The sequence below is a fragment of the Caballeronia insecticola genome, assembly GCF_000402035.1.
Lineage (GTDB): Bacteria > Pseudomonadota > Gammaproteobacteria > Burkholderiales > Burkholderiaceae > Caballeronia > Caballeronia insecticola.
On record NC_021295.1, the window covers coordinates 143,910 to 169,621 of the forward strand.

At 58.8% G+C, this 25,712-nt stretch carries 25 protein-coding genes and 2 pseudogenes; 14 read left to right on the forward strand and 13 right to left on the reverse strand.

Going from position 1 to position 25,712, the window contains the following annotated elements; genetic code table 11:
- Positions 1-14 precede the first annotated feature (14 nt).
- Both BRPE64_RS31090 and BRPE64_RS31095 read right to left on the reverse strand, forming a co-directional pair.
- Positions 15-1,358, reverse strand: a complete 1,344-nt coding sequence (locus BRPE64_RS31090) for an APC family permease (protein WP_069915738.1) — start codon at positions 1,356-1,358, stop codon at positions 15-17.
- 125 nt (positions 1,359-1,483) lie between these two features.
- Positions 1,484-2,242, reverse strand: coding sequence for a glutamine amidotransferase (locus tag BRPE64_RS31095; RefSeq protein WP_044044328.1), 759 nt, complete (start codon positions 2,240-2,242; stop codon positions 1,484-1,486).
- Between the two features lie 408 nt (positions 2,243-2,650).
- Here BRPE64_RS31095 and BRPE64_RS31100 point away from each other — a divergent pair, with 408 nt between their 5' ends.
- The 8 genes from BRPE64_RS31100 to BRPE64_RS31135 are packed head-to-tail and all read left to right on the forward strand — an operon-like array spanning position 2,651 to position 7,958.
- A complete protein-coding gene (locus BRPE64_RS31100) occupies positions 2,651-3,619 on the forward strand; it encodes a CobW family GTP-binding protein (RefSeq protein ID WP_044044110.1) in 969 nt (322 codons plus the stop codon).
- A 33-nt stretch (positions 3,620-3,652) separates the two neighbouring features.
- Entirely contained in the window at positions 3,653-4,156 is a 504-nt protein-coding gene (locus BRPE64_RS31105; protein WP_044044112.1) for a DUF1097 domain-containing protein, read from the forward strand.
- Positions 4,157-4,184: 28 nt separating this feature from the next.
- Entirely contained in the window at positions 4,185-4,928 is a 744-nt protein-coding gene (nthB, locus tag BRPE64_RS31110) for a nitrile hydratase subunit beta (RefSeq protein ID WP_044044113.1), read from the forward strand.
- Between the two features lie 19 nt (positions 4,929-4,947).
- A complete protein-coding gene (nthA, locus tag BRPE64_RS31115; protein WP_044044114.1) occupies positions 4,948-5,571 on the forward strand; it encodes a nitrile hydratase subunit alpha in 624 nt (207 codons plus the stop codon).
- Between the two features lie 10 nt (positions 5,572-5,581).
- Entirely contained in the window at positions 5,582-5,917 is a 336-nt protein-coding gene (locus BRPE64_RS31120; protein ID WP_044044115.1) for a nitrile hydratase accessory protein, read from the forward strand.
- 26 nt (positions 5,918-5,943) lie between these two features.
- Positions 5,944-6,153 (forward strand): CbtB domain-containing protein, encoded by a 210-nt coding sequence (locus BRPE64_RS31125; protein WP_044044116.1) that lies wholly within the window; start codon positions 5,944-5,946, stop codon positions 6,151-6,153.
- Between the two features lie 13 nt (positions 6,154-6,166).
- Positions 6,167-6,937 (forward strand): CbtA family protein, encoded by a 771-nt coding sequence (locus BRPE64_RS31130; RefSeq protein WP_051180607.1) that lies wholly within the window; start codon positions 6,167-6,169, stop codon positions 6,935-6,937.
- 34 nt (positions 6,938-6,971) lie between these two features.
- Positions 6,972-7,958: a GlxA family transcriptional regulator gene (locus tag BRPE64_RS31135; protein WP_044044118.1), complete on the forward strand. Its 987-nt coding sequence runs from the start codon at positions 6,972-6,974 to the stop codon at positions 7,956-7,958.
- A gap of 319 nt (positions 7,959-8,277) precedes the next feature.
- Here the strand turns inward: BRPE64_RS31135 and BRPE64_RS31140 are convergent, their stop codons facing one another.
- The 4 genes from BRPE64_RS31140 to BRPE64_RS31155 are packed head-to-tail and all read right to left on the reverse strand — an operon-like array spanning position 8,278 to position 11,292.
- A complete protein-coding gene (locus BRPE64_RS31140) occupies positions 8,278-9,048 on the reverse strand; it encodes an ABC transporter substrate-binding protein (RefSeq protein ID WP_044044119.1) in 771 nt (256 codons plus the stop codon).
- A 48-nt stretch (positions 9,049-9,096) separates the two neighbouring features.
- A complete protein-coding gene (locus tag BRPE64_RS31145) occupies positions 9,097-9,894 on the reverse strand; it encodes an ABC transporter ATP-binding protein (RefSeq protein WP_051180608.1) in 798 nt (265 codons plus the stop codon).
- Positions 9,887-10,600: an ABC transporter permease gene (locus BRPE64_RS31150; RefSeq protein WP_044044125.1), complete on the reverse strand. Its 714-nt coding sequence runs from the start codon at positions 10,598-10,600 to the stop codon at positions 9,887-9,889. The genes BRPE64_RS31145 and BRPE64_RS31150 overlap by 8 nt, the downstream gene beginning before the upstream one ends.
- On the reverse strand, positions 10,597-11,292 hold the full coding sequence (locus BRPE64_RS31155) for an ABC transporter permease (protein ID WP_044044332.1): 696 nt from the start codon (positions 11,290-11,292) through the stop codon (positions 10,597-10,599). Before BRPE64_RS31155 ends, BRPE64_RS31150 begins: the two co-directional genes overlap by 4 nt.
- Before the next feature lie 214 nt (positions 11,293-11,506).
- On the opposite strand from BRPE64_RS31155, the gene BRPE64_RS31160 reads away from it, so the two are divergent.
- Complete coding sequence (locus tag BRPE64_RS31160) at positions 11,507-12,589, forward strand: M14 family metallopeptidase (protein ID WP_044044126.1); 1,083 nt, start codon at positions 11,507-11,509, stop codon at positions 12,587-12,589.
- Here the strand turns inward: BRPE64_RS31160 and BRPE64_RS31165 are convergent, their stop codons facing one another.
- Positions 12,590-13,438: an IclR family transcriptional regulator gene (locus BRPE64_RS31165; protein ID WP_051180609.1), complete on the reverse strand. Its 849-nt coding sequence runs from the start codon at positions 13,436-13,438 to the stop codon at positions 12,590-12,592.
- Positions 13,439-13,760: 322 nt separating this feature from the next.
- Between BRPE64_RS31165 and BRPE64_RS31170 the strand changes: the two genes are divergently transcribed.
- The 4 genes and pseudogenes from BRPE64_RS31170 to BRPE64_RS31185 all read left to right on the forward strand — a co-directional run bounded on the left by BRPE64_RS31170 (position 13,761) and on the right by BRPE64_RS31185 (position 17,511).
- Complete coding sequence (locus tag BRPE64_RS31170) at positions 13,761-14,936, forward strand: aminotransferase class V-fold PLP-dependent enzyme (RefSeq protein ID WP_044044128.1); 1,176 nt, start codon at positions 13,761-13,763, stop codon at positions 14,934-14,936.
- 136 nt (positions 14,937-15,072) lie between these two features.
- On the forward strand, positions 15,073-15,972 hold the full coding sequence (locus BRPE64_RS31175; RefSeq protein ID WP_051180610.1) for a transporter substrate-binding domain-containing protein: 900 nt from the start codon (positions 15,073-15,075) through the stop codon (positions 15,970-15,972).
- A pseudogene (locus BRPE64_RS31180) lies at positions 15,933-16,373 on the forward strand (IS3 family transposase); the annotation flags it as partial. The gene BRPE64_RS31175 and the pseudogene BRPE64_RS31180, both read left to right, overlap by 40 nt.
- A 112-nt stretch (positions 16,374-16,485) precedes the next feature.
- Positions 16,486-17,511 (forward strand): IS110 family RNA-guided transposase, encoded by a 1,026-nt coding sequence (locus BRPE64_RS31185; RefSeq protein WP_084675967.1) that lies wholly within the window; start codon positions 16,486-16,488, stop codon positions 17,509-17,511.
- Positions 17,512-17,849: 338 nt separating this feature from the next.
- Here BRPE64_RS31185 and BRPE64_RS32640 read toward each other — a convergent pair.
- Together BRPE64_RS32640 and BRPE64_RS33105 are read right to left on the reverse strand one after the other, a co-directional pair.
- Positions 17,850-18,077 (reverse strand): annotated as a pseudogene (locus BRPE64_RS32640) (IS3 family transposase); the annotation flags it as partial.
- Between the two features lie 26 nt (positions 18,078-18,103).
- The gene (locus BRPE64_RS33105; protein WP_160167956.1) at positions 18,104-18,547 is read right to left on the reverse strand and encodes a CrcB family protein; all 444 of its coding nucleotides are present in this window, start codon (positions 18,545-18,547) and stop codon (positions 18,104-18,106) included.
- A gap of 225 nt (positions 18,548-18,772) precedes the next feature.
- Between BRPE64_RS33105 and BRPE64_RS31190 the strand changes: the two genes are divergently transcribed.
- Positions 18,773-21,364: a heparinase II/III domain-containing protein gene (locus BRPE64_RS31190; protein WP_160167957.1), complete on the forward strand. Its 2,592-nt coding sequence runs from the start codon at positions 18,773-18,775 to the stop codon at positions 21,362-21,364.
- A gap of 182 nt (positions 21,365-21,546) precedes the next feature.
- On the opposite strand, the gene BRPE64_RS31195 is transcribed toward BRPE64_RS31190, so the two are convergent.
- Genes BRPE64_RS31195 through BRPE64_RS31210 form a run of 4 tightly spaced genes read right to left on the reverse strand, consistent with a single transcriptional unit; the run spans position 21,547 to position 25,683 of the window.
- Positions 21,547-22,434, reverse strand: a complete 888-nt coding sequence (locus BRPE64_RS31195) for a hypothetical protein (RefSeq protein ID WP_144063611.1) — start codon at positions 22,432-22,434, stop codon at positions 21,547-21,549.
- Positions 22,434-23,138 carry a GNAT family N-acetyltransferase gene (locus tag BRPE64_RS31200; RefSeq protein WP_044044134.1) on the reverse strand — a complete coding sequence of 235 codons (705 nt, stop codon included), beginning with the start codon at positions 23,136-23,138 and terminating at the stop codon, positions 22,434-22,436. Before BRPE64_RS31200 ends, BRPE64_RS31195 begins: the two co-directional genes overlap by 1 nt.
- A 58-nt stretch (positions 23,139-23,196) precedes the next feature.
- Positions 23,197-24,678, reverse strand: coding sequence for a glycosyltransferase (locus BRPE64_RS31205; protein ID WP_044044136.1), 1,482 nt, complete (start codon positions 24,676-24,678; stop codon positions 23,197-23,199).
- A 12-nt stretch (positions 24,679-24,690) separates the two neighbouring features.
- The gene (locus BRPE64_RS31210) at positions 24,691-25,683 is read right to left on the reverse strand and encodes a CgeB family protein (RefSeq protein ID WP_232519362.1); all 993 of its coding nucleotides are present in this window, start codon (positions 25,681-25,683) and stop codon (positions 24,691-24,693) included.
- Positions 25,684-25,712: the final 29 nt, after the last annotated feature.

The window sequence follows — 25,712 nt, forward strand, 5'->3', positions numbered from 1 at the left end:
CGACGGCGAATCGATCAAGACGACTTGGGTTGCAAGTGACGTTGCGTGTAATCGCGTCGACGGCCTGCGATGACAACATAGATGACGGCAGCCGAAAACAGCATGCCCTCCACGATGAGCAAGTGGCGCGGCAGGCCCGACAGGAGCGAATAGACCTGTCCCGCCATGCAGGCTAATGCCGCTGCAATGCACGGATACAAGAGCACGGGCTTGAGGTGGAAAGGCGCATTCGCATACTCGGTCGGGTACTTTCTCGGTAGGAACGCGCATGCTGCGATGGGAATCATATTGACGGTCAGCAAAGCGCCGAAGCCGAGACGAGCGATGTCGACGACCGTGATACCGCTTGCGATGACGGCAATGCCGAGCCCATAAAAGAAAATCAGGCAGAAATGCGGGGTCCCGAAACGCGTACTGACTGTTCCGAAACGTTTGGGCAGCCAGCCATCCTCGCAGGCCACGATCAGCCCCTTCGTAATCCATTGGAAGACACCGTTGAGTGTCGCGCCTATCGAAACGATTGCGCCCGCGATGGTGAAGTACAAATAAAACCCGTGCGACATGATGCTTTGTGCGACGTACGTGAGCGGCTTGTTGGCAACGTCGGAGACGGGCAAAACGCTGGCGGCTACCAACGCAATGATCACGTAGAGGATGGTCACGCCCAGTGTGCCGAAAATGAGTACGATAGGCAGGTCGCGCGCGGGCCGCTTCATCTCGCCGCCGAGTTCCGCGACGGTGACGGCGCCAAAGCTCGAATAGGCAACCAGCCCGACCGCCTGCAACAAGCCGTTCGTGCCGTTGGGCAGCAATGCGCTCTTGTGCGCAAAGCTCGCTATGTCCACCGCTGATATGCCCCAGAAGACAAAGACGGCCAAGCCGGAAAGTTTGATCACGACTAGCCATCGTTGCAGTGCGGCGGCGGATCTTAGCCCGGCAACGTTGATCATGAAGAAGAACGTCAGAATGGCAAAGGCGGTCCATCGAACCGGCAAATCGGGGAACACGCCCTGAGCATACTGCGCGAAGGAAAGGGCGAACAACGCGATGGTCACCTTCGACATGAGAACACCAAGCTCGAAGAGGAAGCCCCATCTCGGTCCGAGCAGTAGCGACGAGTACCGATATCCCGCACCGGTGGTCGGCATGGCCGAGCACAACTGAGCCATTGGAATGACGTTGATGCAGTTCGCAATGCCGGCGATCAGAAACGCGAGCGTCACGCCCTTTCCGGTCAGACCGATACCCGGTCCCATGAGCACCAGAACACCCGGTCCGATAGTCAGGCCGACGGTGAGCGCGAGCACATCGGTGAGTCCGAGTACCTTCTTTAATTTTGCTTCCTCATTGCTTGCCAATTTTGTCTCCTTTGTTTCTCAAACTTCGCGATGCGTTTCCCGCATTCACGTTGTGCAGACTTCCCTGAAGAGCGACGATTGATGGCAATACGGCTTGTCCCTCAGCGTCGAGTCGCGTCACGAATTCAGGGGAGGGTGAGCGTGTCTCCGGCGCGTGTCGCCGGGCGACCGAGGGCCTGTTCGACAAACCGGGTCAGAAGCGCCTTCGCCTCTGCCGTCGACGTGATCTGTGCCAGCAACGCGTCGGGATCTCCACCTTCCTCGCGGACGCTGTCAGCGTGCAATCTGACGATTGCCGCGCAGATCTCCCGATCGAACTCCGGATGGAATTGCGCGGAAATCGCCTGGCGGCCGTAGCGGATGATCTGGTGCGGATCGTGATCGGATGCGGCCAGCACTCTGGCGCCGGGCGGTACGTCAATGACGCTCTGCAAGTGCGTCAGATGCGCCGCGAATCGCGCCGGCATACCCGTCAAGAGCGGATCGGCCGCGGCAGAGTCGAGCAAGCGGATTTCCTGACATCCGATCTCCTGACCGGCGGGGTGATAGCCCACGCGTCCGCCCAAAGCGTGAGCCATGAGCTGGTGGCCGTAGCACACGCCGAACAACGGCATCTCGACCGTCATCGCGTCCCGAATCCACTGCGCTGTCGTCTCGCTCCAGAGAAGCCGGTCCGTCACCATGGCGAACGATCCGGTAATGATGGCGGCGCGTGCGGGATCGGGAGAAGGCAAGACCTCGCCTTCGAAGACGCGAACGATTTCGAGGTTTTCCAAGTCAAGATCGAGCGCACTGCAAAACCACGAGGGGTAGTCACCGACCTCCTTGCGAATCTTGTCGGGCGCCGTGCCCGCCTGTATCAAAACAATGGGTTTGTTAGTCATCTCAACGGATTTCCTCGTCTCGTCCCTCGGGGTCAGGACCACGTCCAAGCGCTTCCTCGAACGGAGAATCGCATAGAGAAACAGGCCCGGGAAGACGCTTTTGGCTATCGTGTTCGCTTCCGGTTATCACGCGGGTCGAATGCGCACGCAAGGCGATTCCGGGAAAGTGAGGCAGCCGCGCGATCGATAACAGAGCATCCGCTGCACTCTCGCGATGCCTCTCGCGCACCTTAATGCGTCATCACTGCAACGGTGTTCATGTCCGTCCGTTGCGGTTTGGAAGAAAACGGTCATTGGGTCGAACGCGTCGCGCCAAGTATCGAACGATTGCGGCCATGCACAGGAAATCGGAACAGAAGTCGCTAAAGGAAATGCCTACTCAATCGATGCACGCGAAGGAACATTCCCATGCGACCCGCCAGAATTCCCGCCACCGTCGTCACCGGTTTCCTCGGAGCAGGCAAGACCACGCTTGTCAATCATCTGATCGAATCGACGCGGCCGATGCAGATCGGCATCATCGTCAACGAGTTCGGCGAAGTCGGCATCGATGGCCAGTTGATCGTCGCCGACGAGCGCGCCGTGATCGAGATCAACAACGGCTGCGTTTGCTGCACGGTCCGAACGGACCTCGTTGCCAGCGTGCGCGACATGTTGATGCGCTTCGGCGATCGACTGGAGCGCCTCGTCATCGAGACGTCCGGCCTGGCCGATCCCGCGCCCGTCCTGCAGACCTTTCTTGCCGATCCCGTCGTACGCGAACGCGTGGAGCTCGAATCGGTCGTCGCCGTTGTCGATGCAATGCATGTGCACGCTCAACTTCATGACGACATTGCGCGCGAGCAGATCGTCTTCGCCGACCGCATTCTCATCAACAAGACAGATCTCGTCTCGGCCGATGCGCTCGCTGCGCTCGTCGGCGAGATGACGGGCCTCAATCCGACTGCGCGCATCGACTTCGCACAGCGTTCGGCCATCGACGTGCAGACGCTGTTCGGCATGCACACCTTCTCGGTCGACAACCTGCTCGCAATCGAGCCGGGCCTGCTCGAGGAAGACGGCCACGAACACGAGCACGATGACAGCATCGCGTCATGCGCGATCGTCGTGCCGGGCGCAATCGACGCGACGCGCTTCAATCGATGGGTCAATCAGCTCGTGCAGACGCAGGGGGAGCAGCTTCTGCGCATGAAGGGCGTGCTCAACATGCACGACGAACCGCGACGTCTGCATTTTCATAGCGTGCATATGCTGCTCGACACGAAGTTCGGCCGCGCATGGATGCGCGATGAAACGCGCGAAAATCGTTTCGTGATGATCGGCAGGAATATCGACGCTACGCACATGCGCGATGGTCTCCTGAGTTGCATGAACTGAAGTTTTCTATCATTTTTTTCGAGGAGCGTGCGCATGAAAAAGCCCGAGGCATACACATTTAGCATCGGCGTACTGGCCGTCGTCGATACATGGTTGACCGGCACGATCTTTCCGGTTCCCGTCTGGGTCACGTTCATCGCCTGGGCGTCGTTCTTCGTGCTCGGAGGCGGACGCGCGGGTCTCGTCAAGAGCGTGGCGTCGAATCTCACGGGCCTCTTGATCGCCTCGCTGACGTTGCTTTGCATCTCGACGACGAGCGGCAGCGCGATTGCGGTCGCAGTGCTCGTGGGCATCGGCAGCGCAGCGATGGTGCAGGCCTCGAAGATCAGGCTGCTCGATGTGTTGCCCGCCATCGTGTGGGGCTTCGCTTCGACGGTCGGCACGATGGTCGCGACCGGCAAGGCCATCACCACGGCGGGGATCGCCAATCCGGCGCTGGTCGCCGCCGCCGCGCTCGTGACAGGCGCTGTGTTCGGCTTCGTATCCGAGGTTGTGGGCGAGGCGTTGCAATACAAACGCGAGCACGGGCTCGGATGACATCGGTTCACTTCAAGCGGAGCATATCGTGAAGCTACAACATCATCTCGGCGGCATTGAGAACCTGGGGCCGGTCAGCACCGAAAAGCGCGTGTTCGTCGAGCCTTGGGAGAAGCGCATCTTCGGCATTCATACCGTCATGATGGCGGAGAGCGCGCATCTGTCGGACGCGCTGCATCGCTATCCGATGGATACGTTGCCGACCGCATTCAAGAGCGACTGGACGTGGGCGTCGCTGCGTACGGGCGCGGAAGACATGCAGCCGTTCGAGTACTTCAAATATCGCTACTACGAGAAATGGCTCGGCGGCATCGCGCAGTTCTTCGTCGATCAAGGCTATATCTCGGCGCAGGAACTCGCCGATAAAACCGCTCACTACGGCGCGCAACCGGATGCGCCGTTGCCCGTACGTCCCAATGCCGAACTGGCCGAGCAGATCGATGCGTATTTGCAAAACGGCGATTCCGGCTATCACGCGCTCGATGGCGCAGCGCAATTCAGCGCAGGCGATGCCGTGCGTATCACCGATCCGGACGCCGTGGATCACACGCGTCTGCCCGGCTATTTGCGCAACAAGACCGGCGTGGTCGATCTGGTCTATCCCGGCGCGTTCTCGTATTTCGTCTCGACGGGCGTGGACGGCATCGGCGCGCCGATGCCCGTCTATCGCATCGCCTTCGATGCCGCATCCATCTGGGGCGCCGGCAAGAGCGAAGCCAACACGACCATTTACGCCGACTTGTACGAAGCCTACGTGTTGCACGCCGCCTGAATCCGAACACGAGCCAATCATGACAAATCTCTTCGAATTTCCCGACGACCGCGAGGCATCGAGCGCCGCAAAAGTGCGCGCCCTTGAAGCCTTGCTGATCGAAAAAGGCGTGATCGCCACCGACTCCGTCGATGTCGTGCTCAAACACTTCGAGACGATGGCCGGCCCGTTCAATGGCGCGAAGATCGTCGCCCGCGCGTGGATCGATCCCGAATTCGGGAAGCGTCTCGTCGCGGATACGCCGGGAGCCATCGCCGAACTCTCGTTGCCGCTCGGCATGACGGGTGCGGAAGGCGAGCATATGGCCGCTGTCGCCAACGATGCGAACGTGCACAACCTGATCATCTGCACGCTGTGCTCGTGCTATCCGTGGCCTGTGCTCGGCCTGCCGCCGTATTGGTACAAGGACCCGGTGTTCCGCGCGCGCGGTGTGCGCGAACCGCGTGCCGTGTTGCAGGAATTCGGCGTACACGTGCCTACCGACAAGGAAGTGAAAGTGTGGGACAGCAGCGCGCAGATCCGCTGGTTCGTGGTGCCCGAGCGGCCCGCGAACACGGAACATTTGAGCGAGGAGGAACTGGCCGCGCTCGTTACGCCCGAGTCGATGATGGGCGTCGCGCTCATCGAAGCGCCCACGGCCTGAGGAGCGCGTCATGTTCACGCGTTTCGAGGAATATGCGGCCGCGTCGATGCTCGGTGCGCCGGACTCGCCGCCGCGTCTGGACGGCAAGTTGTTCTTCACCAATCGATGGGAGCGCGACGTGTTCGGCCTGGCGCTATCGCTGTCGAAAGCGGGCTGCTTCGAATGGGAAGACTTTCGCCAGAGTCTGATCGCGTCGATCGCGAAATGGGAGGCGATCGATTGTGCGAATCAACCGCGCTGGGACTACTACGAACGCTTTCTCGAAGCGCTGCTGAATGTGGTCGAAACGAGCGGCGTGCTGTCGCGCGCTGAAATGGAAACAATCGTGACGGCGCGCAGGCGCTGATCAATCAACATTCGCAGAGGTACCTTATGAATCAAGCCGTTCTCCATCCTGTCGAATCTTTCGAGCCGATTCCGTTGCGCGAACTGCTGCCGTGGATGATCTTTGGCGGATTGCTGATGCTTCTCGCCCTGTATTTCGTCGGCGCGGAACAGGGCGCAACGTCGATCGTGCCGGGCATGGCCGTCCACGAATTCGTGCATGACGGACGCCACTTGCTGGGCTTTCCGTGCCACTGACGAGGAGACGATCATGGTCGGAAAACTCCTGATGCGCGGCATGCTCGTGGGCGTCGTCGCGGGGCTTTTGGCGTTCTGCTTCGCGCGGATGGCGGGCGAACCGCAGATCGAGCGCGCGATTGCTTTCGAAGCGCACGAAGCACATGAACACGCTCATGCGGGCAATGCGCCCGAACCCGAAATCGTCAACCGGGAAACGCAGGCGGGAGCGGGGTTGCTGACCGGCGTGCTCGCGTACGGCGCGGCGTTCGGCGGCCTGTTTGCGCTTGCCTTCGCCTATGCGTGGGGACGCGCGGGCAGCACGGGCGCGCGGCCTCTTGCGGGCTGGCTGGCCCTCGCCGCATTCATCGCGCTGGTCGCCCTGCCGACGCTCAAGTATCCGGCGAATCCGCCATCGGTCGGCGTGCCGGAGACCATCGGTGCGCGAACGGCGCTTTATTTTCTGTGCATCGGCATTTCTGTCGCGATTACACTGATGTCGATAACACTGCGCAACGCCGCCTCGCGCACGTTGGGCGACACCAATGCCACGCTTGCAGGCTTGCTGGCCTTCGCCGTCATGGCGGCTGCAATGCTCGCGCTGCTGCCGGATATCGACGAAGTGCCGGCCGAGTTCCCCGCCACGCTGCTATGGAAGTTCCGGGTGGCGTCGATCGGCATGCAGGCGATCATCTGGACGGTCGTCGGCGCGGCATTCGGTCCCGTGGCGGAACGCGTCGCGCTCCCGGGCGCAGCGCGCGTGCGCCCGGCGATACGTATCGACACGCCCGTTCGTCATTCATGACCCTGCTCGTTTTCAGAGGACCCGGATACCCGCGATGAAACGCATCAAGATCGGCATGCTCGTCTTTCCTGGCTTCCAGTTGCTCGACATCGCCGGCCCCAAGGATGCGTTCGCCGAAGTGAAGGTCCTGAGCAAGGGAGAGTGCGAGTACGACATGATGACCGTGGGCACAACGCGAGGCACCGTGCAATCGTCGAGCGGACTGACCACGGTGCCGGACCGCACGATCTTCGATACGTGTCCGGAGTTCGACACTATCATCGTGCCGGGCGGCCTCGGCATATTCGACGCCTTCGACGATCCGGCGCTGAGCGACTGGCTGCGTGTCCAGCATCGGCAGTGCCGCCGCGTATCGGCCATCTGCAATGGGCTGTTCGCGCTCGGCTCGGCGGGGCTGCTCGACAACAAGACGGTGACGACACACTGGATGGACGTGCCGCGCCTGGCCAGCACGTTTCCGAAGGCGCGCATCGAGCCGGATCAAATCTTCGTGCGCGACGGCAGGATCTACACGACGGCGGGTGTCACGGCGGGCATCGACCTGTCGCTTGCGATGATCGAAGACGACTTCGGGCGGCAGATGGCGCTCGATGTCGCCAAGTATCTGATCGTCTATCTCCGGCGCGCGGGCGGGCAGTCGCAGTTCAGTCCGCTGCTGGAAACCCAGGCCTCGCCGGGCTCGCAAACGGTCGAGGTGCAGCAGTACATGCTCGAAAATTTGCATGTCGGTCATACCGTGGCATCGCTTGCCGAGCATGTGCATATGAGTGCACGCAACCTCTCGCGCATCTTCTCGAAGGACTGCGGCATCACGCCAATGACATTCCTTGCCAATGCGCGGATCGACGCAGCGCGGCGCTATCTCGAGGCCACGGAACTTCCGCTTCGGGAGATTGCGCGCCGCTGCGGTTTCGACGATACCGATGGGTTTCGCCGTACGTTCCTGCGCCGATTGCAAATCAATCCTGCGGAGTATCGGGACCGGTTCAGATCAAAGACGATGCATGAGAAGGTGGGGTAATCGTCGGATGGTCGAAACCACATGGGATTTCAATCCGGCGAGTGCAAGCAAGAAGGCGATCGTAGCCCCGTTTGAGTCAGCAACGCTCGCCTTTGACCGTTGATGCCGCCCTCCAGCGGACATCGACCGCTGATCGCTTACCCGATGGGAAAAGGAACGCAAGGCCGCAGAATGTCTGCATGCGCGGCACCGGAAGGAAGTCCTGATCCATTGTAATGCGATGGTCCCCAAATTCCATTTGGGGACCGCTTGCGACTGGCGACTCTGGATCGCACACGGCAGTTAGACCGATCGGCCGCAACTGCCGGGCTATTTCAGTTCAACTGCCATAAGGATCGAACTGAAAATACTTTGCGGCGAGCTGTTTATAGGTGCCATCGGCGAGCATGTCGGCGAGAGCCTTGTCGATCTTTGTCTTCAGTTCGACATCGGATTTTCGGATGCCGATGCCCGCACCATTGCTCGCATAGACATTGCTTCCTGTGAACTTGAAATCGACGCCTTGGGGTGTGCGCAAGAATCCATACTCGCCGACGGCTGCATCGGTGAAGCAGCTATCGAGCCGCCCCGCGGCCAGGTCCGCGAACACCTGATCGAAGTTCGGATAGGAAACCACGCGCGCTCCGGCCGGCGCCCAATGTTCCTTTGCATAGGATTCGGGAACCGTCCCCTGCTGGACACCAACCGATTTGCCTTTCAGCGATTCCGCAGTGGGTTCGAGACTTGTGTCCTTGCGCACGATGAGCTTGTTCGGCGTCTTGTACAGCCTCGACGTGAAATCGATCACTTGTTTGCGTTTGTCGGTGATGGACATGGAAGCGAGAATGGCATCGAACTTCTTGGCCTGAAGCGCAGGAATCATCCCGTCGAAGTCGTTCTGCACCCACTCGCATTTCGCGTGAATGCGCTTGCAGATTTCGGTCCCGAGATCGATATCGAATCCGACCAGCTTGCCGCTGGCATCGCGCGAAGAGAACGGAGGATGCGAGGGATCCACGCCGTATCGAAGCGTCGACCAGTCCTGCGCACCCGCGTGCGATGAAACGAAAGCCGCCGCGCAAACGAGCAGCGCCGACATGAATCTTTTCATTGTGCGAATCTCCGACTGATGATCTGGTTGCTGAAAAGGAGAGAAAGCTTATGCCGCAGAGAGAAACCTTCGAAGGCGGTTGCTCGCGGAGTGTGTGAACAGGTCGGCTGGCTTTCCCTGTTCTTCGATTCGTCCCTCATGCAGAAAAATGACTTCGCTGGAGACGTTTCGGGCGAAGTTCATTTCGTGCGTCACCACGATCATTGTCCGTCCTTCCGCTGCGAGCTTCTGCATGACTTTCAATACCTCGGACACGAGTTCGGGATCGAGCGCCGAAGTTGGCTCATCGAAAAGCAGCACGTCGGGATCCATCGTCAATGCGCGCGCAATCGCCACGCGCTGTCGCTGTCCGCCCGACAGATGCGCCGGGTAGCGGTTCGCGACATTGGCCCCTAGACCGACTTTATCGAGGTTCGCCCTGCCTTGTTCTTCGGCTTCGCGCCGACTGAGTCCGAGAACGTGTATCGGCGCATGAATCACGTTGTCGAGCACCGTCATGTGCGGCCATAAATTGAAGTGCTGAAACACCATCGCGAGCCTTGCGCGAATGCGCCGCAACTGAGTTTTATCGACGGGGCGCAACGTTCCGGTCTTGTCGCGCTTCAGGCGTATTTCCGTCTGATTGACGAATATGCGGCCCGCCAATGGATGTTCGAGCAGATTCATGCAGCGCAACAGCGTGCTCTTTCCCGAGCCCGACGATCCGAGGACGCTGATGACGTCGCCGGCGCACGCACTGAGAGACACGCCCTTGAGCACTTCATGCGCGCCGAAGCGCTTGTGAAGGTCATCGACGGCGACCTTTGCGGGCAGGCGCGATGGATCAGTCGAAACGAGGTTAGTCATTTTGCGGTTTCAGGTAAGCAAGCCAACGATTCTCGGCCTGGCGAAAGAGCCAGACCAGCGCAAAGGTGATCGCCGAATAGAGCAGGAAAGCAATGCCGAACGCAGCGAAGGATTGATAGGTCGCGGAATTCACATCGCGGGCGACTTTCAGCAAATCCGGCACGGTTGCGGCGAATGCGACCGAAGTCGAATGGAAAACCAGAATGACTTCATTGCTGTAACTCGGAAGCGATCGCCGCAGCGCCGAGGGAAGAATGACGTGCAGATAGAGCTGAAGTCTCGACATTCCCGCAGCCAGTCCCGCTTCGATTTCTCCGGCGGGCGTCGCCCTGATTGCGCCGGCGAAAATCTCGGTCGTGTAGGCGCATGTGTTCAACACGAACACGAGCAGCGAACAATGCATTCCGTCGCGGAAGAAGGCATTGGTCAGCTCGTGGTTGCGGATGACATTGAGGCTGAAGACACCCGTATAGCAGAGCAGGAGCTGAACGAATAACGGCGTGCCGCGAAACAGATAGGTGTAGAGCCAGACCGCGCGCGCCACGAGGCGATTTTCGGCGTTTCGCGCGACGGCCATCGGCACCGCCAGCGCGGAACCGAGCACAACGGAGAATACGAGCAACCAGATCGTGATGATCAGGCCGGTGAACTGATAGCCATCGGTGTAAAGGTAATTGCGCCAGTACTCGCGGAAGACGTCGATCATACGTTCACCTTGCGCACGCCGTGGTCGTAACGATTCTGGAGATGACGCAGCACAACGTTGGATGCCGTCGTGATCAGCAGATAAACGAGTGCGGCCACGCCGATGAAGAAGAAGTAATGTGTGGTGGTCTTCCCCGCGTCCTGTGCGGCTTTGACGACATCGGAGAGTCCGATGATCGACACGAGCGCCGTGGACTTGACGATCACCTGCCAGTTGTTTCCGATCGCCGGCAACGCAAAGCGCATCATCTGCGGAAACAGAATGTGTGCGAGGACATGGCCGAACGACATGCCAAACGACGTGCCCGACTCCAGTTGTCCGCGCGGAATGGCCAGGAATGCGCCGCGAAACGTCTCGGTGAAGTACGCGCCGTGTATCAGACCCAGCACGATCACGCCGGCGGCAAAAGGCTTGATATCGATTTGTGTCCAGTGCAAACGCTCGGTCATGCCGTTCAGCAGAATCTGGATGCTGTAATAGAGCAGCAACATGAGCACGAGATCCGGTGCGCCGCGCACGATCGTCGTGTAGAGGCGGGCGAGGTTGGCGACCCATCGGCTGCCGAACAGTTTCGCGGATGCACCGAGCAAGCCGATCGCGAAGGCCAGGGCCAGCGAGCAGATCGCCAGCTGCACGGTTTGCAGCGCGCCTCCCAGAACGAGCGTGCCATATCCGTCGAGTAAAGAATTCATGGACAACATCCCCACTGCCGTGATGCGGTTGACAAGACGACGCGTTTGCATCGCGCATCCGATAGGGCGCATTTGAGCGCAAGCCGATTTTTGTGTCAATTAAGTTCCGATAAGTGGATCTACATATAACCGTAAAACGAAACTAAAAATCGTGGGGTGTAGAATTGGGACACGCTACCGGAGCCTCGGGCGTCAACAGGAAAAGGAGTCGAACGTGTTACTCGAGCGGACACCGTTACCCGCCGCGACGATCGGTACGCGGCATGAAGTCGTCAGCCTGACTTTCGGACCGCCGGAAGCGGACATGAAGGTTTATCTGCAGGCATCGCTTCATGCCGACGAGACGCCCGCCATGCTCACGGCGCACGTGCTGCGCGACGAACTTCGGGCGCTCAAAGCGGCCGGCAAGCTAAACGCGGCCATCACGCTCGTCCCGGTGGCGAATCCGATCGGTCTGAGTCAGCACCTCCTCGGCCAGTTCTTCGGGTGCTTCGATCTGAATAGCGCCGCGAACTTCAACCGCGGCATCGCGCGTCCCACGGATGTCTGCGCGCGTCTGGAAGGCCGTCTGGGCAGCGACGCAATCGCGAACAGACGCGCGATCAAGGACGCGATGCGTAGCGCGCTCGATGCAGCGAACCCGGCGACGGAATTCGAGGCGCTGCGCTCGACCTTGCTCAAGCTGTCATGCGATGCCGACATCGTTCTCGACATTCACTGTTCGCTGGAGGCCGTCGTCCACGTCTATACCGACGCGGCCGCTTGGCCGCGCGTCGAGCCGCTCGCACGTCATCTGCAATCGAAGGCGCAGATGCTGTTCGACGGCGCGGACCTCGGTCTCTTCATCGACTGGACGCGCCTGGCATGGGCGGACGTGAAGGCACATTTCGGCGACCGGTATCCGGTTGGCGAGGGCGCGGTCGCCACCATCATCGAATGCGCGGGCGAGCGCGATGTGTCTTACGAGTCGGCGCGCCGCTACGCGCAGGCAATCGTCGCCTATCTGGTCGATCAGGGGGCGATCGGCGGCACGCCCGCGGTTCCGCCCGCGCTGCGCCATCCGGAGACGCGACTATCGGAAAGCGAGCATTTCCACGCCGCGACGAGCGGCATCGTGGTGTATCGGGCGAAGATCGGCGACGTCGTGGAGATCGGCGACGCCATCTGCGATATCGTCGACCCGATCAGCGGCGCAACGGCCACTCTCCGAAGCCGCACGAGAGGCATGTTCTACATGCGGCGCGCGATCCGCTTCGTCACCGCGGGCGCGGAGATCGGGCGCGTGACGGGCGGCTGATCAGGAGCGTTTGCGGCGCGCCGCCCTGGTATCGGCATCGTCCTCGGCGGTGTCGCCGCCGTCGATCACGCTGAGAATCCGGGTGATCCGCAGCGCCGCTGCCTGCAAGGTCGGCACGAGCAAGGTGATGTCGTCGAGCGACTTGCGCGCTTTGGGCGCGGAAATGCTCAGGCACGCGATCAGGCGGCCGTGCGGGCCTGAGATCGGCACCGCGGCGCCGACCACGCCGATCGCGAATTCGGAATCGTTGGTCGCGTAGCCGTTCTTGCGCACGAGGTCGATTTCAAGCCGCAGCCGGTCGGGATCGACGATCGTGTAGGGCGTGATCGGCTCCCACGGCCCGCTCAGCAGATAGGCGTCGAGCTGCTTCTTCTCCATGTTGGCGAGAAACACGCGGCCGCTCGACGTGCAATGCGCGGGCGCGCGATGCCCCTTCTGGAAATTGAGCGTCAACGGCGAATTGCCGATCGCGCTGTCGATATACACCACTTCCGAGCCGCGCATCACACCGAGACTCACGGTTTCGTCGGTGCGTCGCGAGAGTTCCATCAGCAGCGCGTGAATCGGGCCGTGCGAGGTGGAGGCCGCGAGGATATTGGTCGCGAGTTCGAGCAGGCGCGGGCCGACCTGATAGCGGCCGCGCTCGATGCCGTGTTCCAGAAAGCCGAATTCCTCGAGATTGCTGACCAGCCGATGCGCGGTCGTCTTCGGAATGCCGAGCGCGGCGATGATGTCGGCCGTCGTCACGCGGCCTACCTGAGCGGCCATCTCGATGATGTGGAACGCGCGCTCGGTGGGAGAGACCTCCGGTTCGGGCGTATCGGCGACGGGGTTGTCTTCCTTGCGCATGTCTGCTGATTCGTCTCGCTTGATGGGCCGTCTTCCGCGCGCGTCGTGGCGGAGTCGACGAAAAGTGGATGCCTAGGATACTCGATTACCGGCACGCGTCCGACGATCCGCACGAGCGTCCACCGCACACGACGTCAGTCTAGCACTCGCTTAATTATGTTCCTAAAAACGGTACTTGGTATTACCACTAATCGGAATTTATTTGACATCGCCTTCTGGTGAACGTTTAATGCCTTCACGATTTCGGCAATCCCGGCCGCACCGGATCCATCGAATCGCTCCCGCAAGCCGTGCTGAAGAAAACCGAAGTGAGACATCGCCCATGATTCCGACTGAAAAGCTCAGCGCCGTCCGTGAACAGTTTCCCGTCACCAGGCGTCAGCTGTATCTCGATTCCGCTCACCAGACGCCGCTTGCGATGAGCGTGCGCGACGCGCTCGCGTCGTTCCTCACGGAAGGCTTCGAAACGGCGGGACCGAAACCCGTCTGGCTGCGCCGCGTCGAGGAAACGCGCGTGAGCGTCGCCAGGTTCTTCAATGCCGCGCCGTCCGAGATCGCATTCACCAAGAATACGTCCGAAGGGCTCAACATCGCGGCGAACGCGGTGCCGCTGGAGGCGGGCGACAACGTCGTGCTGATCGAAGGCGATCATCCGAACAACGCGTACGCATGGCTCAATCTGAAGCGCAATGGCGTCGAGGTCCGCTTCGCTCCGCTGCCGGACGACGAGATCGCCACGGCGACGACCTTCGAGCCCTACATCGACGCGCGCACGAAAGTCGTGTCGCTCTCGCATGTCACTTTTCACGCGGGCCAGGTCCACGATCTGATGGGCATCGGCAAGCTGTGCAAGGAACGCGGCATCTATCTCGTCGTCGACGCAATGCAGTCGGTCGGTGTGATTCCGCTCGACGTGAAGGCACTGAACATCTCGGTGCTGGCAGCGGGCACGCACAAGGGTCTGCTGGTGCCGCAAGGGCTCGGCGTGCTGTACATCGCCGACGGTCTCGACGAACTGCAACCCGCCTATCTGGCGATGTCGAGCATGGCGAATCCGCCTGCCGACTACGTCGCGCGTCCCGACGACATGGCCGTGCGCAAAGACGCGTTGCGCTTCGAATTCGGCAACGTCAATCTGCCGGACGTGCATGCGCTGTCGGCGGCGATCGATCTGATCCAGAGCGTCGGCGTCGCGGCGATCCAGAAACACGTGCTCGCGCTCGGCGATCTGCTGCTCGAAGGGCTCGATGCGCTGGGCGTGAGCGTCGTCGGTCCGCGCGAGCGTGGCTGGCGCAATCACATCTACGTGCTGCAACTGCCGGTCGAGACGTGGGCGGATTACTTCGCCCGCAACGACGTGCGCGTGTCGCCGGAGCGCGGCGGCATCCGCGTGTCGCTGGCGATGTTCAATACCGTCGACGACATCGAACGGCTGATCGGCGTGATTCGCGCGGGACTGAAGACGAATGCGTTCGCCGCGATCGCGCACATCGACTGAAAGGGCCGGTGCACGTCCGCGGCGATCCGATCCACTGACGACTCGTCGAGCACGAGACAGGAAAGCGGGAGAACTCGAATGAAACGAACACTTGCGAACCGGTTGATCGCGGGCGTCTTGTTCGGCGCGGCATGTCTTGGCGGGGTTCACGAGGGTCGCGCAGGCCGCCGAGGATCATCTGCAGACCGTGAAGCAGCGCGGCACGCTGCTGTGCGGCACGGACAACACGACACCGGGCATGGGTTATCTAAATACGAAGACCGGCAAGATGGAGGGCATGGACGTCGACATGTGCCGCGCCGTCGCCGCGGCGGTGCTCGGCGATGCGGACAAGGTGCAGTTCGTCGTCGTCACGGACAAGAGCCGCTTCAACGCGCTGCGCACCGGCCAGGCCGACGTCGTGTTCGCGCATACGACCGTGAACGCGACGCGTGCGTCGGCGGTCGGCATCACCTTTCTGCCCGCCAATTTCTTCGACGGAAACGGCGTGCTCGTCAAGGCGGCGCTCAAGGCGCGGCATATCGGCGATCTGAACGGCGCGACGATCTGCACGACGCAAGGCTCCGGCACCGAAGTGCTGTGGTCCGGCTACATCAAGGCGCACGGCTGGAGGCCGTCGAGCAAGGTGCTGACATACCAGGACACCGACAAGCTGTTCGCGGCGCTGACGTCGGGCCGCTGCGACGTCATGAGCACCGACAAATCCGCGCTCGCCGGATGGAAAGGCAATGCGCCCGATCCGAAAGCCTTCGACATCCTGCCGGAAACGCTCGACAAATCGCCGCTCGCCGGCTTCGTATCGAGCGGCGATCCGAAGTGGGCCGCGGCGCTGTCGTGGATCGTCTATGCGACTTTCGAGGCGGAAGACGAGGGCATCACGTCGAAGAATCTCGACACCTTCCTGAAGACGCAGGATCCGTACATCGCGAAGTTTCTCGGCGTGAACGGGTCGCTCGGACAGGACTTCGGCATGCGGCCGGATTTCGTCCAGAAGGTTATCTGTCGCCGATCATTGACTGCTTCGATGGGCTTGTGATCAGTTGGTCGATCGGTACGCGACCAGACGCCGAGCTTGTGAACACGATGCTCGATGCTGCCATCGAAGCAATGGGTAGTAGCAACAGCCGACCTGTGGTCCATTCAGATCGCGGTGCGCATTATCGCTGGCCAGGCTGGCTTACTCGAATACGTGAGGCCAATCTGATTCGTTCAATGTCGCGCAAGGGATGCTCGCCCGACAACGCGGCGTGCGAAAGCTTCTTTGGACGGCTGAAAACGGAACTGTTTTACTGTCGGGACTGGCAGGCCATCAGCACCGACCGATTCATTGAGATCGTTGACTTGTACATTCGCTGGTACAACGAGAAACGGATCAAGATCTCGCTCGGCGCACTCAGTCCGATTGAATACCGGGAAAGTCTCGGGCTGACGACATAGACCAGTCCAAGAATTCCACCGCACCCCCAAACACGACATAATGAAATGGCCAGCCCGATCTCAGCGAATATCCTACGATGAGAGGTTCGATCTAACGTAGATGGAGGGTGACATGAACGAGGTCACGCTGATCGGCATCGATCTTGGCAAGCATGTGTTTCACGTTCACGGGCAGGATGCGAGGGGCCATGCGATCTTTCGCAAGAAGCTTTCGCGTCAGCAGTTGCTTTCCTTCTTCAGCAATCTCAAAGCCGTTACTGTCGTCATGGAAGCTTGTGCTGGTTCGCACTGGCTAGCACGCAAGCTGAACGCGATGGGGCACGTAAGCAAGCTGATTTCGCCGCAATACGTGCGGCCGTTTGTGAAGAGCAATAAGAATGACTACATTGATGCTGAGGCGATCTGTGAAGCCGCATCCCGACCAGCAATGCGCTTCGTCGAGCCTCGAACGGAAGCCCAGCAACTTCTAGCCGCACTACATCGAACGCGTGAAGGTTTGGTAACGGAGCGTACGGCCACCATCAATCGAATTCACGGTATCTTGCTCGAATTTGGCGTCGTGGTGCCAATGTCCAAAGTAACCTTGCGTCGTTTGCCTGATGTCATCGCGCTCAATGATCTCCCGTCGAGGCTTCTCCAAATCATTCAACGACTGCACGAACACTATAAATATCTTGACGCCCAAGTTGTCGAAATCGAGAAGGAACTGGTCGCGCAGCTTCGTGAGGACGAAAACGCCGCTCGATTGCTTTCGGTTCCGGGGATCGGCACTATCACGGCAAGCTTGCTCGCATCTGAGATCGGAAGCATCACACAGTATGCGTGTGGAAGAAATTTTGCCGCGTCGATCGGACTAGTCCCACGTCAGAAAAGCACGGGCGGACGAACGACCTTATGCGGCATCAGCAAACGCGGTGACAAACATCTGCGCCGTCTGCTCGTGCAAGGCGCGCGTGCTGTCATACAGCGCGCGCAAAAACGTAACGACAGGCTTGGAGATTGGATTCGTTCGATGTTGATTCGACGACACTCGAATGTGGTTGCATGCGCGCTTGCCAACAAGCTTGCTCGGATCGCTTGGGCCGTTCTCACGAAGCATACGGAATATCAAGGTTCGTTGTTGGTTCACAAGAGTTGAGATTTTGCTAACCAGGTTTTGCGACTGCTGGAGTTTGATGGCCAACGGCTCAGCGACCGGACGAATAACCTGACAAGTTCTACAGCTCATAAGCAGCTGCCGACATTATGAGGTTCGACCGGTGCGGTTTTCATCTCGGAACAACGGACGAGCGTCCGGCACGATTCCGGATAGATTTGCGCAAGCCACACACTGTCAAAACCAGAGGTTGCAAAATTCGGGCTGGCCATAGATTTGAACTTGGGACCTACATAATAAAAATTGATAATTAAGTTTATGTAAAATGAAACGACGTGGCCGCGTGTAGGCTTCAGTCTCTGAAGCGACGGCGCGTTGCGCTGACCAGCAATCCTTAGTTCGTCGATGAAGGACGCAAAAGGTCGCTTCCGCAAGCGGCCACTGGAAAAGCCTTCGCGTACGCCCTTGTCAATTTCGTCGCGTTTGACCCCATCCAGCAGCGTTTGCGGCACACAGCCAATCTTTGGCGCGATGGATTCGACCGCAGCCCACAGCGACGGATATTCGCCTCGATGCTCCTGCACCATGCGCACCGCGCGCTCGCGCATCTCAGGTGAACGTCTTGTTCATGACATCATTCTCTCGCGAATTGGTGCATCCTCAAAACCCGGGGCGATTCGGAATAATAATGCGTGAATAGCAACACAGTAAAACCAATGACCCAGCTTGCAACAAGGTTTGATGCAAGGGTGCCGAGCGGCAACATCGGGCGCTTCGGATCTAGGTAGACACTTAGGAGCCAACGCACCAACGACCCGATGCCTCCGCCTACCGCGATCGCGATGATCGACCCGTACACGACAATTCCCGATGCTAAACACGCCGGGATTGCGTGCGCTGGCGTGGTCTTGAGCCTCCCCGCGCCACGCGACGTTGGACTTCGATGCAGTTTCCAGCATGAGATCGGGTTGCCGGCGTCTTGTGTGACGCACATGCGCACAGGATTTTGCGGGTCGCGATTGAGCGTTTTTTCGGCAAGTTGAAAGACGAAGTGGCATTTCGAAGTTGAAGACAGCATTCGCGCGATCCTCGGTCCCGACAGAGCACGACTTTCGCGTCCCGGCAATCGAAATTTCAATGATGCAAGACTTCGGTCTTTTTCGCGCCAGACGTGCCGAGATAACGAATCAACTCTGCTAAAATTGTAAGCTTCGAATGGGTACGTCCCCGCCGAATTGCCTTACAGATAACCAAGCGTTGAGTAATGAGAAGACCGCTGCCTGACTCAGACGTCGCAGTTGCGATGGAAATTTTGAAATCGCTTTTGCCAGGACGAGTCAGCGTCGACCCGTTGGCAGCCGCCCGAGATATCGCGGCACGACGCGTGGTGAACCTCCATGGAGGCATTCCCTTCTACATTCGTCCGGAATGGGAAGGCGCTGAAGCGCTCTCGCGCATGCACCAGCGCTCTCTGCATATGCATGCCTTCATTGGCGATCTGGTGTGCGCATACGAGCAACAACGTCAAAGAGACTGGTTACTGAGCGCGCTTGAACTGGTCGAGGACTGGAGCAGCCGGTTCGAGTATCCTCGGGACGCTCGATCAATGGCGTTTCATGATGAGACGGTCGCTCGCCGTCTTGGCTATTGGCTGCGCTTATACTTTTCGCTTCGGGCGGCCGGTGAGCAAGCGCTTGCCGATCGCATGTGGCAGAAAATCAACGACATTGTTTGGATTCTGAATCAGGATAATTTTCATGCCGGTTTGAACAACCACGGCATGTTTCAGGATCTGGCATTGCTGTATTTTTGCGTCTGCACACCGGACGCGGAGAACATACAAGCAAAATCCCTGAAACGCCTGAGCGATTACTTCTTTCAGTCTGTTTGCCGTGATGGTGTTCACAAGGAACACTCTCCTGCTTACCACTATCTTGTCGCGGACAATATTTACCGACATAGGTCGCTAATCGAGCGGCTGGACCCGACAAACGCACAGGCTCTGAGCGAGCTGACCGGGAAGATGGGCCGTTTCGGCCTGAACATTCTTACCCCGGACCTGCAATATCCGCCGCTCGGCGATACCCAGCCCGTTGCTCCCCCTTCCAATTACCATAAGGTGTTTGGACTTCAGTACACGACTCCCGATAGCGCCGCCTTCTTCTTCGATGGTGGCTTCGCGGTTCTGAGAGACGATCCGGAAAAACGCGAGCAACAAACCTATGCCGTCATGTGCGCGGGCCATCATGGCGACTACCATAAGCATCAGGATGACCTGTCTGTCTTGTTGTACGCCGGCGAATGGATTCTCTACGAGAGCGGCCCGTACGGCTACGACTACGCACATCCGTTGTCCAAGCATGGCTACTCGGCCGCGGCGCACAGCACGCTGATGCTCGATGATTTGCAACCGTCCGCTGAGACAGGGCGAGTTGCGCTGGAAGAATCGAGGGAAACGCGGCAGTTCGTTCAGGTCAAGGGAAGAAACGCGAGGTATCCGGGCGTCGACCATGAGCGTGTCATGACCGTGCATCGCTCGAAGCCGCTCGTGGATATTGCAGACAAGGTCAGCAGCGATGCGCCGCACGGAATGTCTTTGTTGTGGCAGCTGGCTCCGGGTCTTAAGGCGGTGACGGTCGCCAATGAAGTCCATCTACTGAAGGAAAATATCAAGGTTGCCAAGATATCTGTTCAGTCCGATGCGCCTGTCGAGTTGACGCTGGGACATGGGGATCAAACCCCTGCTGGCTATGTCTTTCCGCGACTTGGCGAAGCAAAGGAAACAACTGTCCTGAAGGTTGCGGCCGGAAAGATTTCATCGTGGCAGTGCCGGACTTCTATTGCGTTCCCCGCGCGCTCTGCGAAAGGGATCAATTTCCCGTTTGAGACCATTCCGGGTGATTGGCCGATCCAGTATTTGTTTGAGCCGCAAGAGAACAGTGACGCTCTGTTCGTGGTGTTTCCGGCTTTGGCTCCGGAGTTCGAATACCGAATCAACTATCACAGGGTGTTGCGTGGCGCCCCGGTCAATCAGCTTTTCGTGTTGGACGACTTCGGTCCGCAAGGATCGTATCTGATTGCATCGAATGGAAAGCTTGAACTTGCTGAAGCCGTGTGCGCGCTGATCGAAAGCTTCCGGGTCAAACTGGGCATCGAGAAGAGCAAAGTCATTTTCCTCGGCTCATCGAAGGGAGGTGCGTCTGCGTTGTACTTTGCGAACCGGCTGGGATATGGCCATGTACTCACTGGAGCGCCACAAACCCGGATCGGACACTTCCTTTTGCGCCAGGATCTTGAAAACGGTCCTCGGCTGGCAAACTACATGATGCCCGGCGAAGATAGCGAAGAAAAACTCGACAAGCTAATCTTCGACTTGCCCTTTAACCGTGACGTGAGTTGCCGCATTCATGTTGGCAGAGGCGACCATCATTATGAGAGCCATGCTCTGCCGTACGCCGAACACATCCGAACACAGGGTGGCTGTGTTGAGGTGGACGTTGGCGAATACTCCGAACATAGCGACCTCGGAAAACATTTCCCGCTCTTCATCGAAAACAAGCTTCGAAACATCTTCGGAATCAAGATGCGGCGGTATTTTCCGGGCCCCGCCCCCACTCTGACGGTGTCAGCTTGGCGGGAGGGAGACGAAGTCGTAAGTCAGATCACGCTGCCCGAAGGGTGGTCGAGCGAACCGGTTGAATACGCATTCTATCTTCTGGTCAACGACGAGAAGAAAGCGGTACGCTGGTACGACGAGTCTCCAACTGTACGATTCGCATGGCCGCATGATATCGATTTGCAAGACGCAAGCGTGAGAGGCTTCGCGCGCGAGATAGGAAGCCCCGATTACAAGCTAGCCACCACGACTAAGATTGAAATGGCGTTGCTGACCTGACCGCATTTCGATAATTCTAGCGAGACGCGGTCCCCTCAAGGCCGCGTAGCCAGCGGGCAGATACCCTTTTCCTGCTTCAGCCTTTAGCGTGAGTGAGCCTGGTGGCGTCCGAAACCTCACCTGCACACGTAGCACTTCCACGCGCACAAACCAACCCGCTTAACGACGCCCAGAGAGCCTTCTCACTCAGATGCGAGAACGGTCGCCGGTTCAAAACCCGCTCTTCTCTTCCACGTTTCCCTCCCGATCCCTCCATGCTTGTATCCGCCATAGACCAGCAAAGGGGAATTGTCTCCTCCCAGGAAAGGGAAACTCTTCTTATAGATACTCTCGACCACGTAGGAATGGAGCAATTGCATCACCCCATCTTTCAAGTAGTCGTAATGCCCCAAAAAGAGCGCATAGATGAAAAGATCACCCAGCCTTCGAAGGTGAGCATAGGCAAATAGTCGAGAGCCCACAACGACGTCCCCTTGGCGGTACCCCTCGGAGGGCTGGAAGACTCCAAGCCAGATATCCCAGTGCCTGTTGCACTTGGGCGCTTTGAAATCAAATCTGGCGGTCGGGTAACCACCGAGTTCTTCAATGCTTTTGAAATAATGCGAAGACATCTCTCCCTGAGCTCTGACAGCTGTCGAAGTGTTAACCAGATGAATATCAGGCACCCTCGAGGATCTGTCGAAAAACGCGCAGTAGTAGCCTTCGCGCGCGGCTCTGTTGATTTGCCTGCGCCAGTTTCCCTTCTGAACCGAAGACAAATACTCGTTATAGCCTTCAAGACTTCCATACTTCTCGAAATCGAATACGGCCGGGATGTTCTGCTCGCTTACCTCTGATTTTGCATCGCGGAGATTCAAATTGATAAGCTGTTTCAGATACTTGCCGGCATATGATTCAACACTATGCTTGCATCGACATTGATCGTCCGTGTGCATGGAGACTGCATGTGTCAGTGGGATGGAATTAAGCTCGCCGGTTTCCATACTATTATCCTGATTACCTATATTCAAAAGATTCGGTAAGGCATTGCTTGCGAAGTGTTCTGAAACACCCCCTTCCGAAGCATCCATCACTTCTCCGCCCCCACAGCCAACCGCATACGCACCGATTCAAGTTGCGCGGGAAGAAAACGGGACCGCGATCGCTTGCGCGGCAACTCGACAAAGCCGAGTCGCCGGTAAAGCGCCATAGCGCGCGTGTTGCTCACAAGCGCGTCCAGCACGACCTCTCGTTCACTGGGCACCAGGCCGCGCGTGCTCGCGCTCGCGCCGCGCAGCGCCTGCTCGAACAGCATCGAAAACACGCCGCAACCCCGCGTGTCGGCGCGCGTCGCGCAATGTGCAACAAGCGTTTGTGTGCGCCTGGGCTTCGGCAATTCCGTTTCTAGCACCAGGCCACGCACTAACATCGGCACCGCACGCAGCGGACCGAAATAACGCAGCAGCGTCCAAACAATGTGAAGATCGTCAGCGGCGACGCGTCGACCATCGTGCGCGGCAAGCACCGCCATCATTTCGCCTTGCGCATCGACGGCCACTTCGTGGCGCCGCCATGAAAAGCGACCCTGAGACAGCGCAAACGCGTGCTTGAGAAACTCCGTGCATTGCTCGGCTCGCAAGCCAAGAAAGAACTCGAACTCGTGCTTGCCTGAAGCAAAGACGAGCGACGCGCATGCGGCCGCGTCGGTCGCCCTTGCTGGCCGGATCGTCAAGCTACGCAGGCGCTCGCTCGCCCCATCAGTTCCTTTATGAACCGCACCCGAACTCATCGTCATCGCTTGTTTCTACCCACAGCAGCGCACATGCATTGCACATCGTGCAAATTCGAGAATCTCAAGCTCGCGCTCCCCTATGCGTCCGCATTTCGAGCCACGACCAGTACAACGCCATTCCAAAGCCCACACACACAGTGACATTGAGAGGAATCAGAAAATAGTTTGATTTCAGAAACCCGATTCCGATTGCAACCGCCGAATAGAGAAATGTGAACACCTCCCCCGCCAGCAGTACAAAATTGATTGGCGGAACGGCTGTCCGAGACGCGTCCTTGCCCTTCGGCGTGGTGTGAAAATCGCCGTACACACCAAACAATGCGCGTAGGCCGCCGACAAAGTAGTACCACGCCATCGGCAGAAACATCGCGACGTAGCGATAGGTGTCCCATAGATCCTTCACGATGTTGGGCTTGGCATCGAACCTTGCGCCTCGCCGGGCACCGAAGGCATTCTCCAAACTCCAAAGCACCACAAGCCCAAAAAACGCAAGCGCGCCCCAACGCATATAGGCACCGTCGAATCGTACTAGACCGGTTATCGGCAGGCTCAGCAAGATCAGCACATAAATGGACGCGAGAAGCACCGAAGAGAACATTACGGAGAGCGCATGCATGCGCTTCATCAGCGGCATACGCTGGAGCAGCATCTGACCGACGTGCTTGAATCCACTGTGAATGAGCCCACGCCCCCAACGCTCGCGCTGAATCCGAAATGCGCTGATCGTTTCCGGCAACACCGACATGGACACCACATCGCGCAGATATGCGTACTTCCACTCGCCGAATTGCGCACGATACCCGAGGTCGACGTCCTCGGTTACCGTCGACGCGTTCCATCCGCCCAACGCATCGACACAGGCTTTGCGCCAGACGCACGAGCTGCCGCTGAGTGAGGCCATGTCGCCGTCCTCGCTCAAGCCAACGGTCACGTATTGCTGATGCCCCATCTCCATCGCCTGGAAGCGAGTGAGAAACGACACGTCGCGGTTCTCATAGCCAATGCCGGTCTGCAGAAAGCCCAGCTTCTCATCCTTGAAACAGGGAATGCATTTCATTAGAAAATCAGCGGGCGGCACAAAATCTGCATCGAAGATCGCAAAGAATTCACCATGAGATTGCTGAATTCCGTTCACCAGATTTCCAGCCTTGTAGCCTGTGCGGTCGCGCCGCCTGATAAGGCGAATATCGATGCCCTGCATCGCGTAAGCATCGCTCCTTTGCCGTGCAAGCTCGGTAGTTCCGTCGGTCGAGTCGTCGAGAACAAGAAACTGGAGAAGACCTGCGGGATACCGCAACCGGCAGGCCGCATCGATCAGCCGCTCCACCACCGCCGATTCGTTATAGATCGGCAGCAGCACGCTCACGGCCGGCCAAAAATCGGCTTCCGCTTCCCTAGAGGAATGCGCGAGTTCCGTCAATTTGCGCCGTTCCACTTTTCGCGAGATGAAAAACACCCGAAACTCGAGCAGCACGTACAACGCAAAATAAGCAACTACGATGAGGAAGACAGACTGGCAAAGCCAGGAAAGCAAGGCGATCATCTGACCGTCACCTCAAAGCTTTACGACTGCGCAAATCTGCTCCAGTCGATGGGCCCACGTATGGTGCTCCCGCACGTATCTGGCGCCTGCCTCCGCACGATCCAGATCCTCTTGCGAAGGGCCGTGACGCAAGCGCGCGAACAGGTCGCGCGTTTCCTCATCACCGGTCACAACATGACAATAGTCGCGGAAATGACGATCGACCGCGCGGCTCGGGTTGGTTACGGCGATGCCGCCGCACGCCAGAATCTCGAGCAGGCGGCGCGAGAACATGGTTTCGGAACTGGTGACCGAGTTCACGTTGATCGACACCAGGTGCGACTTGTATACGTTTGCCGTTTCGCGGTGGGCCACCTTGCCGTGCAGGCGCATCTGACCTGTCTTCGGGAAGCGAAACTCGAACCGGTGAGACAGTCTGTCGTGATTCCGATCGAACACATTGACCGGAAAATCGTTGCGTTCGCAACTTTCGAAGATCATATCGAGGAAGCAGCGTCGCTCGTTCAGAATGCGTCGATAGTAGCTGCCCGTGAAGCACACCTCGTTACGGCTGAAGTGGAAACCCGTGAAGCTGTGAAACGCCGGCTGGAAGGGCATGATCAGCGTATCGACCGGCACGTGTTTCGGCAGTTGCTGGCGATAGCGATCGAGACACGCTTCATCCGTGGTGAAAACGTAATCGAACGCCTTGGCGACATCGATGAATGCATCGAAGAAAGGACCGTCGTCCTTGTTCCAGAACACGGTCGGAATTCCGGCCTGCTTCGCGCACTGCACGAGTTTGAAAATGGCCGTGGGCCGGGTCAGGCGAAGCAGCTTCGACTGCTTGGCGAGTTCATAGCGCCAGCTACCGTCCACTCCGTGAAACGCCGACTCCACCAGAACCAGGTCCGGCCTCCACTGGTGGATCACCTCGCGGTAATTCGCAGGCGTCATCGCGCGCACGCGGCATTCCGCGGACAAACAGTCGGCCGTGAAATAGTCGGTGACGAGCGCGATCTTCAAACGACCGAAGCGCCCGGCTCGTTCCGCGT

Excerpts from the sequence above, each read along its gene's own strand:
- BRPE64_RS31165 (WP_051180609.1), bottom strand. The coding sequence starts at position 13,438 with ATGCGCAAGGAAGACAACCCCGTCGCCGATACGCCCGAACCGGAGGTC.
- nthA (WP_044044114.1), top strand. The coding sequence starts at position 4,948 with ATGACAAATCTCTTCGAATTTCCCGACGACCGCGAGGCATCGAGCGCC.
- BRPE64_RS31190 (WP_160167957.1), top strand. The coding sequence starts at position 18,773 with ATGGAAATTTTGAAATCGCTTTTGCCAGGACGAGTCAGCGTCGACCCG.
- BRPE64_RS31195 (WP_144063611.1), bottom strand. The coding sequence starts at position 22,434 with ATGGATGCTTCGGAAGGGGGTGTTTCAGAACACTTCGCAAGCAATGCC.
- BRPE64_RS31125 (WP_044044116.1), top strand. The coding sequence starts at position 5,944 with ATGAATCAAGCCGTTCTCCATCCTGTCGAATCTTTCGAGCCGATTCCG.
- BRPE64_RS31095 (WP_044044328.1), bottom strand. The coding sequence starts at position 2,242 with ATGACTAACAAACCCATTGTTTTGATACAGGCGGGCACGGCGCCCGAC.
- BRPE64_RS31185 (WP_084675967.1), top strand. The coding sequence starts at position 16,486 with ATGAACGAGGTCACGCTGATCGGCATCGATCTTGGCAAGCATGTGTTT.
- BRPE64_RS31140 (WP_044044119.1), bottom strand. The coding sequence starts at position 9,048 with ATGAAAAGATTCATGTCGGCGCTGCTCGTTTGCGCGGCGGCTTTCGTT.
- BRPE64_RS31200 (WP_044044134.1), bottom strand. The coding sequence starts at position 23,138 with ATGACGATGAGTTCGGGTGCGGTTCATAAAGGAACTGATGGGGCGAGC.
- BRPE64_RS31120 (WP_044044115.1), top strand. The coding sequence starts at position 5,582 with ATGTTCACGCGTTTCGAGGAATATGCGGCCGCGTCGATGCTCGGTGCG.
- BRPE64_RS33105 (WP_160167956.1), bottom strand. The coding sequence starts at position 18,547 with ATGCTGTCTTCAACTTCGAAATGCCACTTCGTCTTTCAACTTGCCGAA.
- BRPE64_RS31145 (WP_051180608.1), bottom strand. The coding sequence starts at position 9,894 with ATGACTAACCTCGTTTCGACTGATCCATCGCGCCTGCCCGCAAAGGTC.
- BRPE64_RS31170 (WP_044044128.1), top strand. The coding sequence starts at position 13,761 with ATGATTCCGACTGAAAAGCTCAGCGCCGTCCGTGAACAGTTTCCCGTC.
- BRPE64_RS31135 (WP_044044118.1), top strand. The coding sequence starts at position 6,972 with ATGAAACGCATCAAGATCGGCATGCTCGTCTTTCCTGGCTTCCAGTTG.
- BRPE64_RS31130 (WP_051180607.1), top strand. The coding sequence starts at position 6,167 with ATGGTCGGAAAACTCCTGATGCGCGGCATGCTCGTGGGCGTCGTCGCG.
- BRPE64_RS31205 (WP_044044136.1), bottom strand. The coding sequence starts at position 24,678 with ATGATCGCCTTGCTTTCCTGGCTTTGCCAGTCTGTCTTCCTCATCGTA.
- BRPE64_RS31100 (WP_044044110.1), top strand. The coding sequence starts at position 2,651 with ATGCGACCCGCCAGAATTCCCGCCACCGTCGTCACCGGTTTCCTCGGA.
- BRPE64_RS31105 (WP_044044112.1), top strand. The coding sequence starts at position 3,653 with ATGAAAAAGCCCGAGGCATACACATTTAGCATCGGCGTACTGGCCGTC.
- BRPE64_RS31155 (WP_044044332.1), bottom strand. The coding sequence starts at position 11,292 with ATGAATTCTTTACTCGACGGATATGGCACGCTCGTTCTGGGAGGCGCG.
- BRPE64_RS31150 (WP_044044125.1), bottom strand. The coding sequence starts at position 10,600 with ATGATCGACGTCTTCCGCGAGTACTGGCGCAATTACCTTTACACCGAT.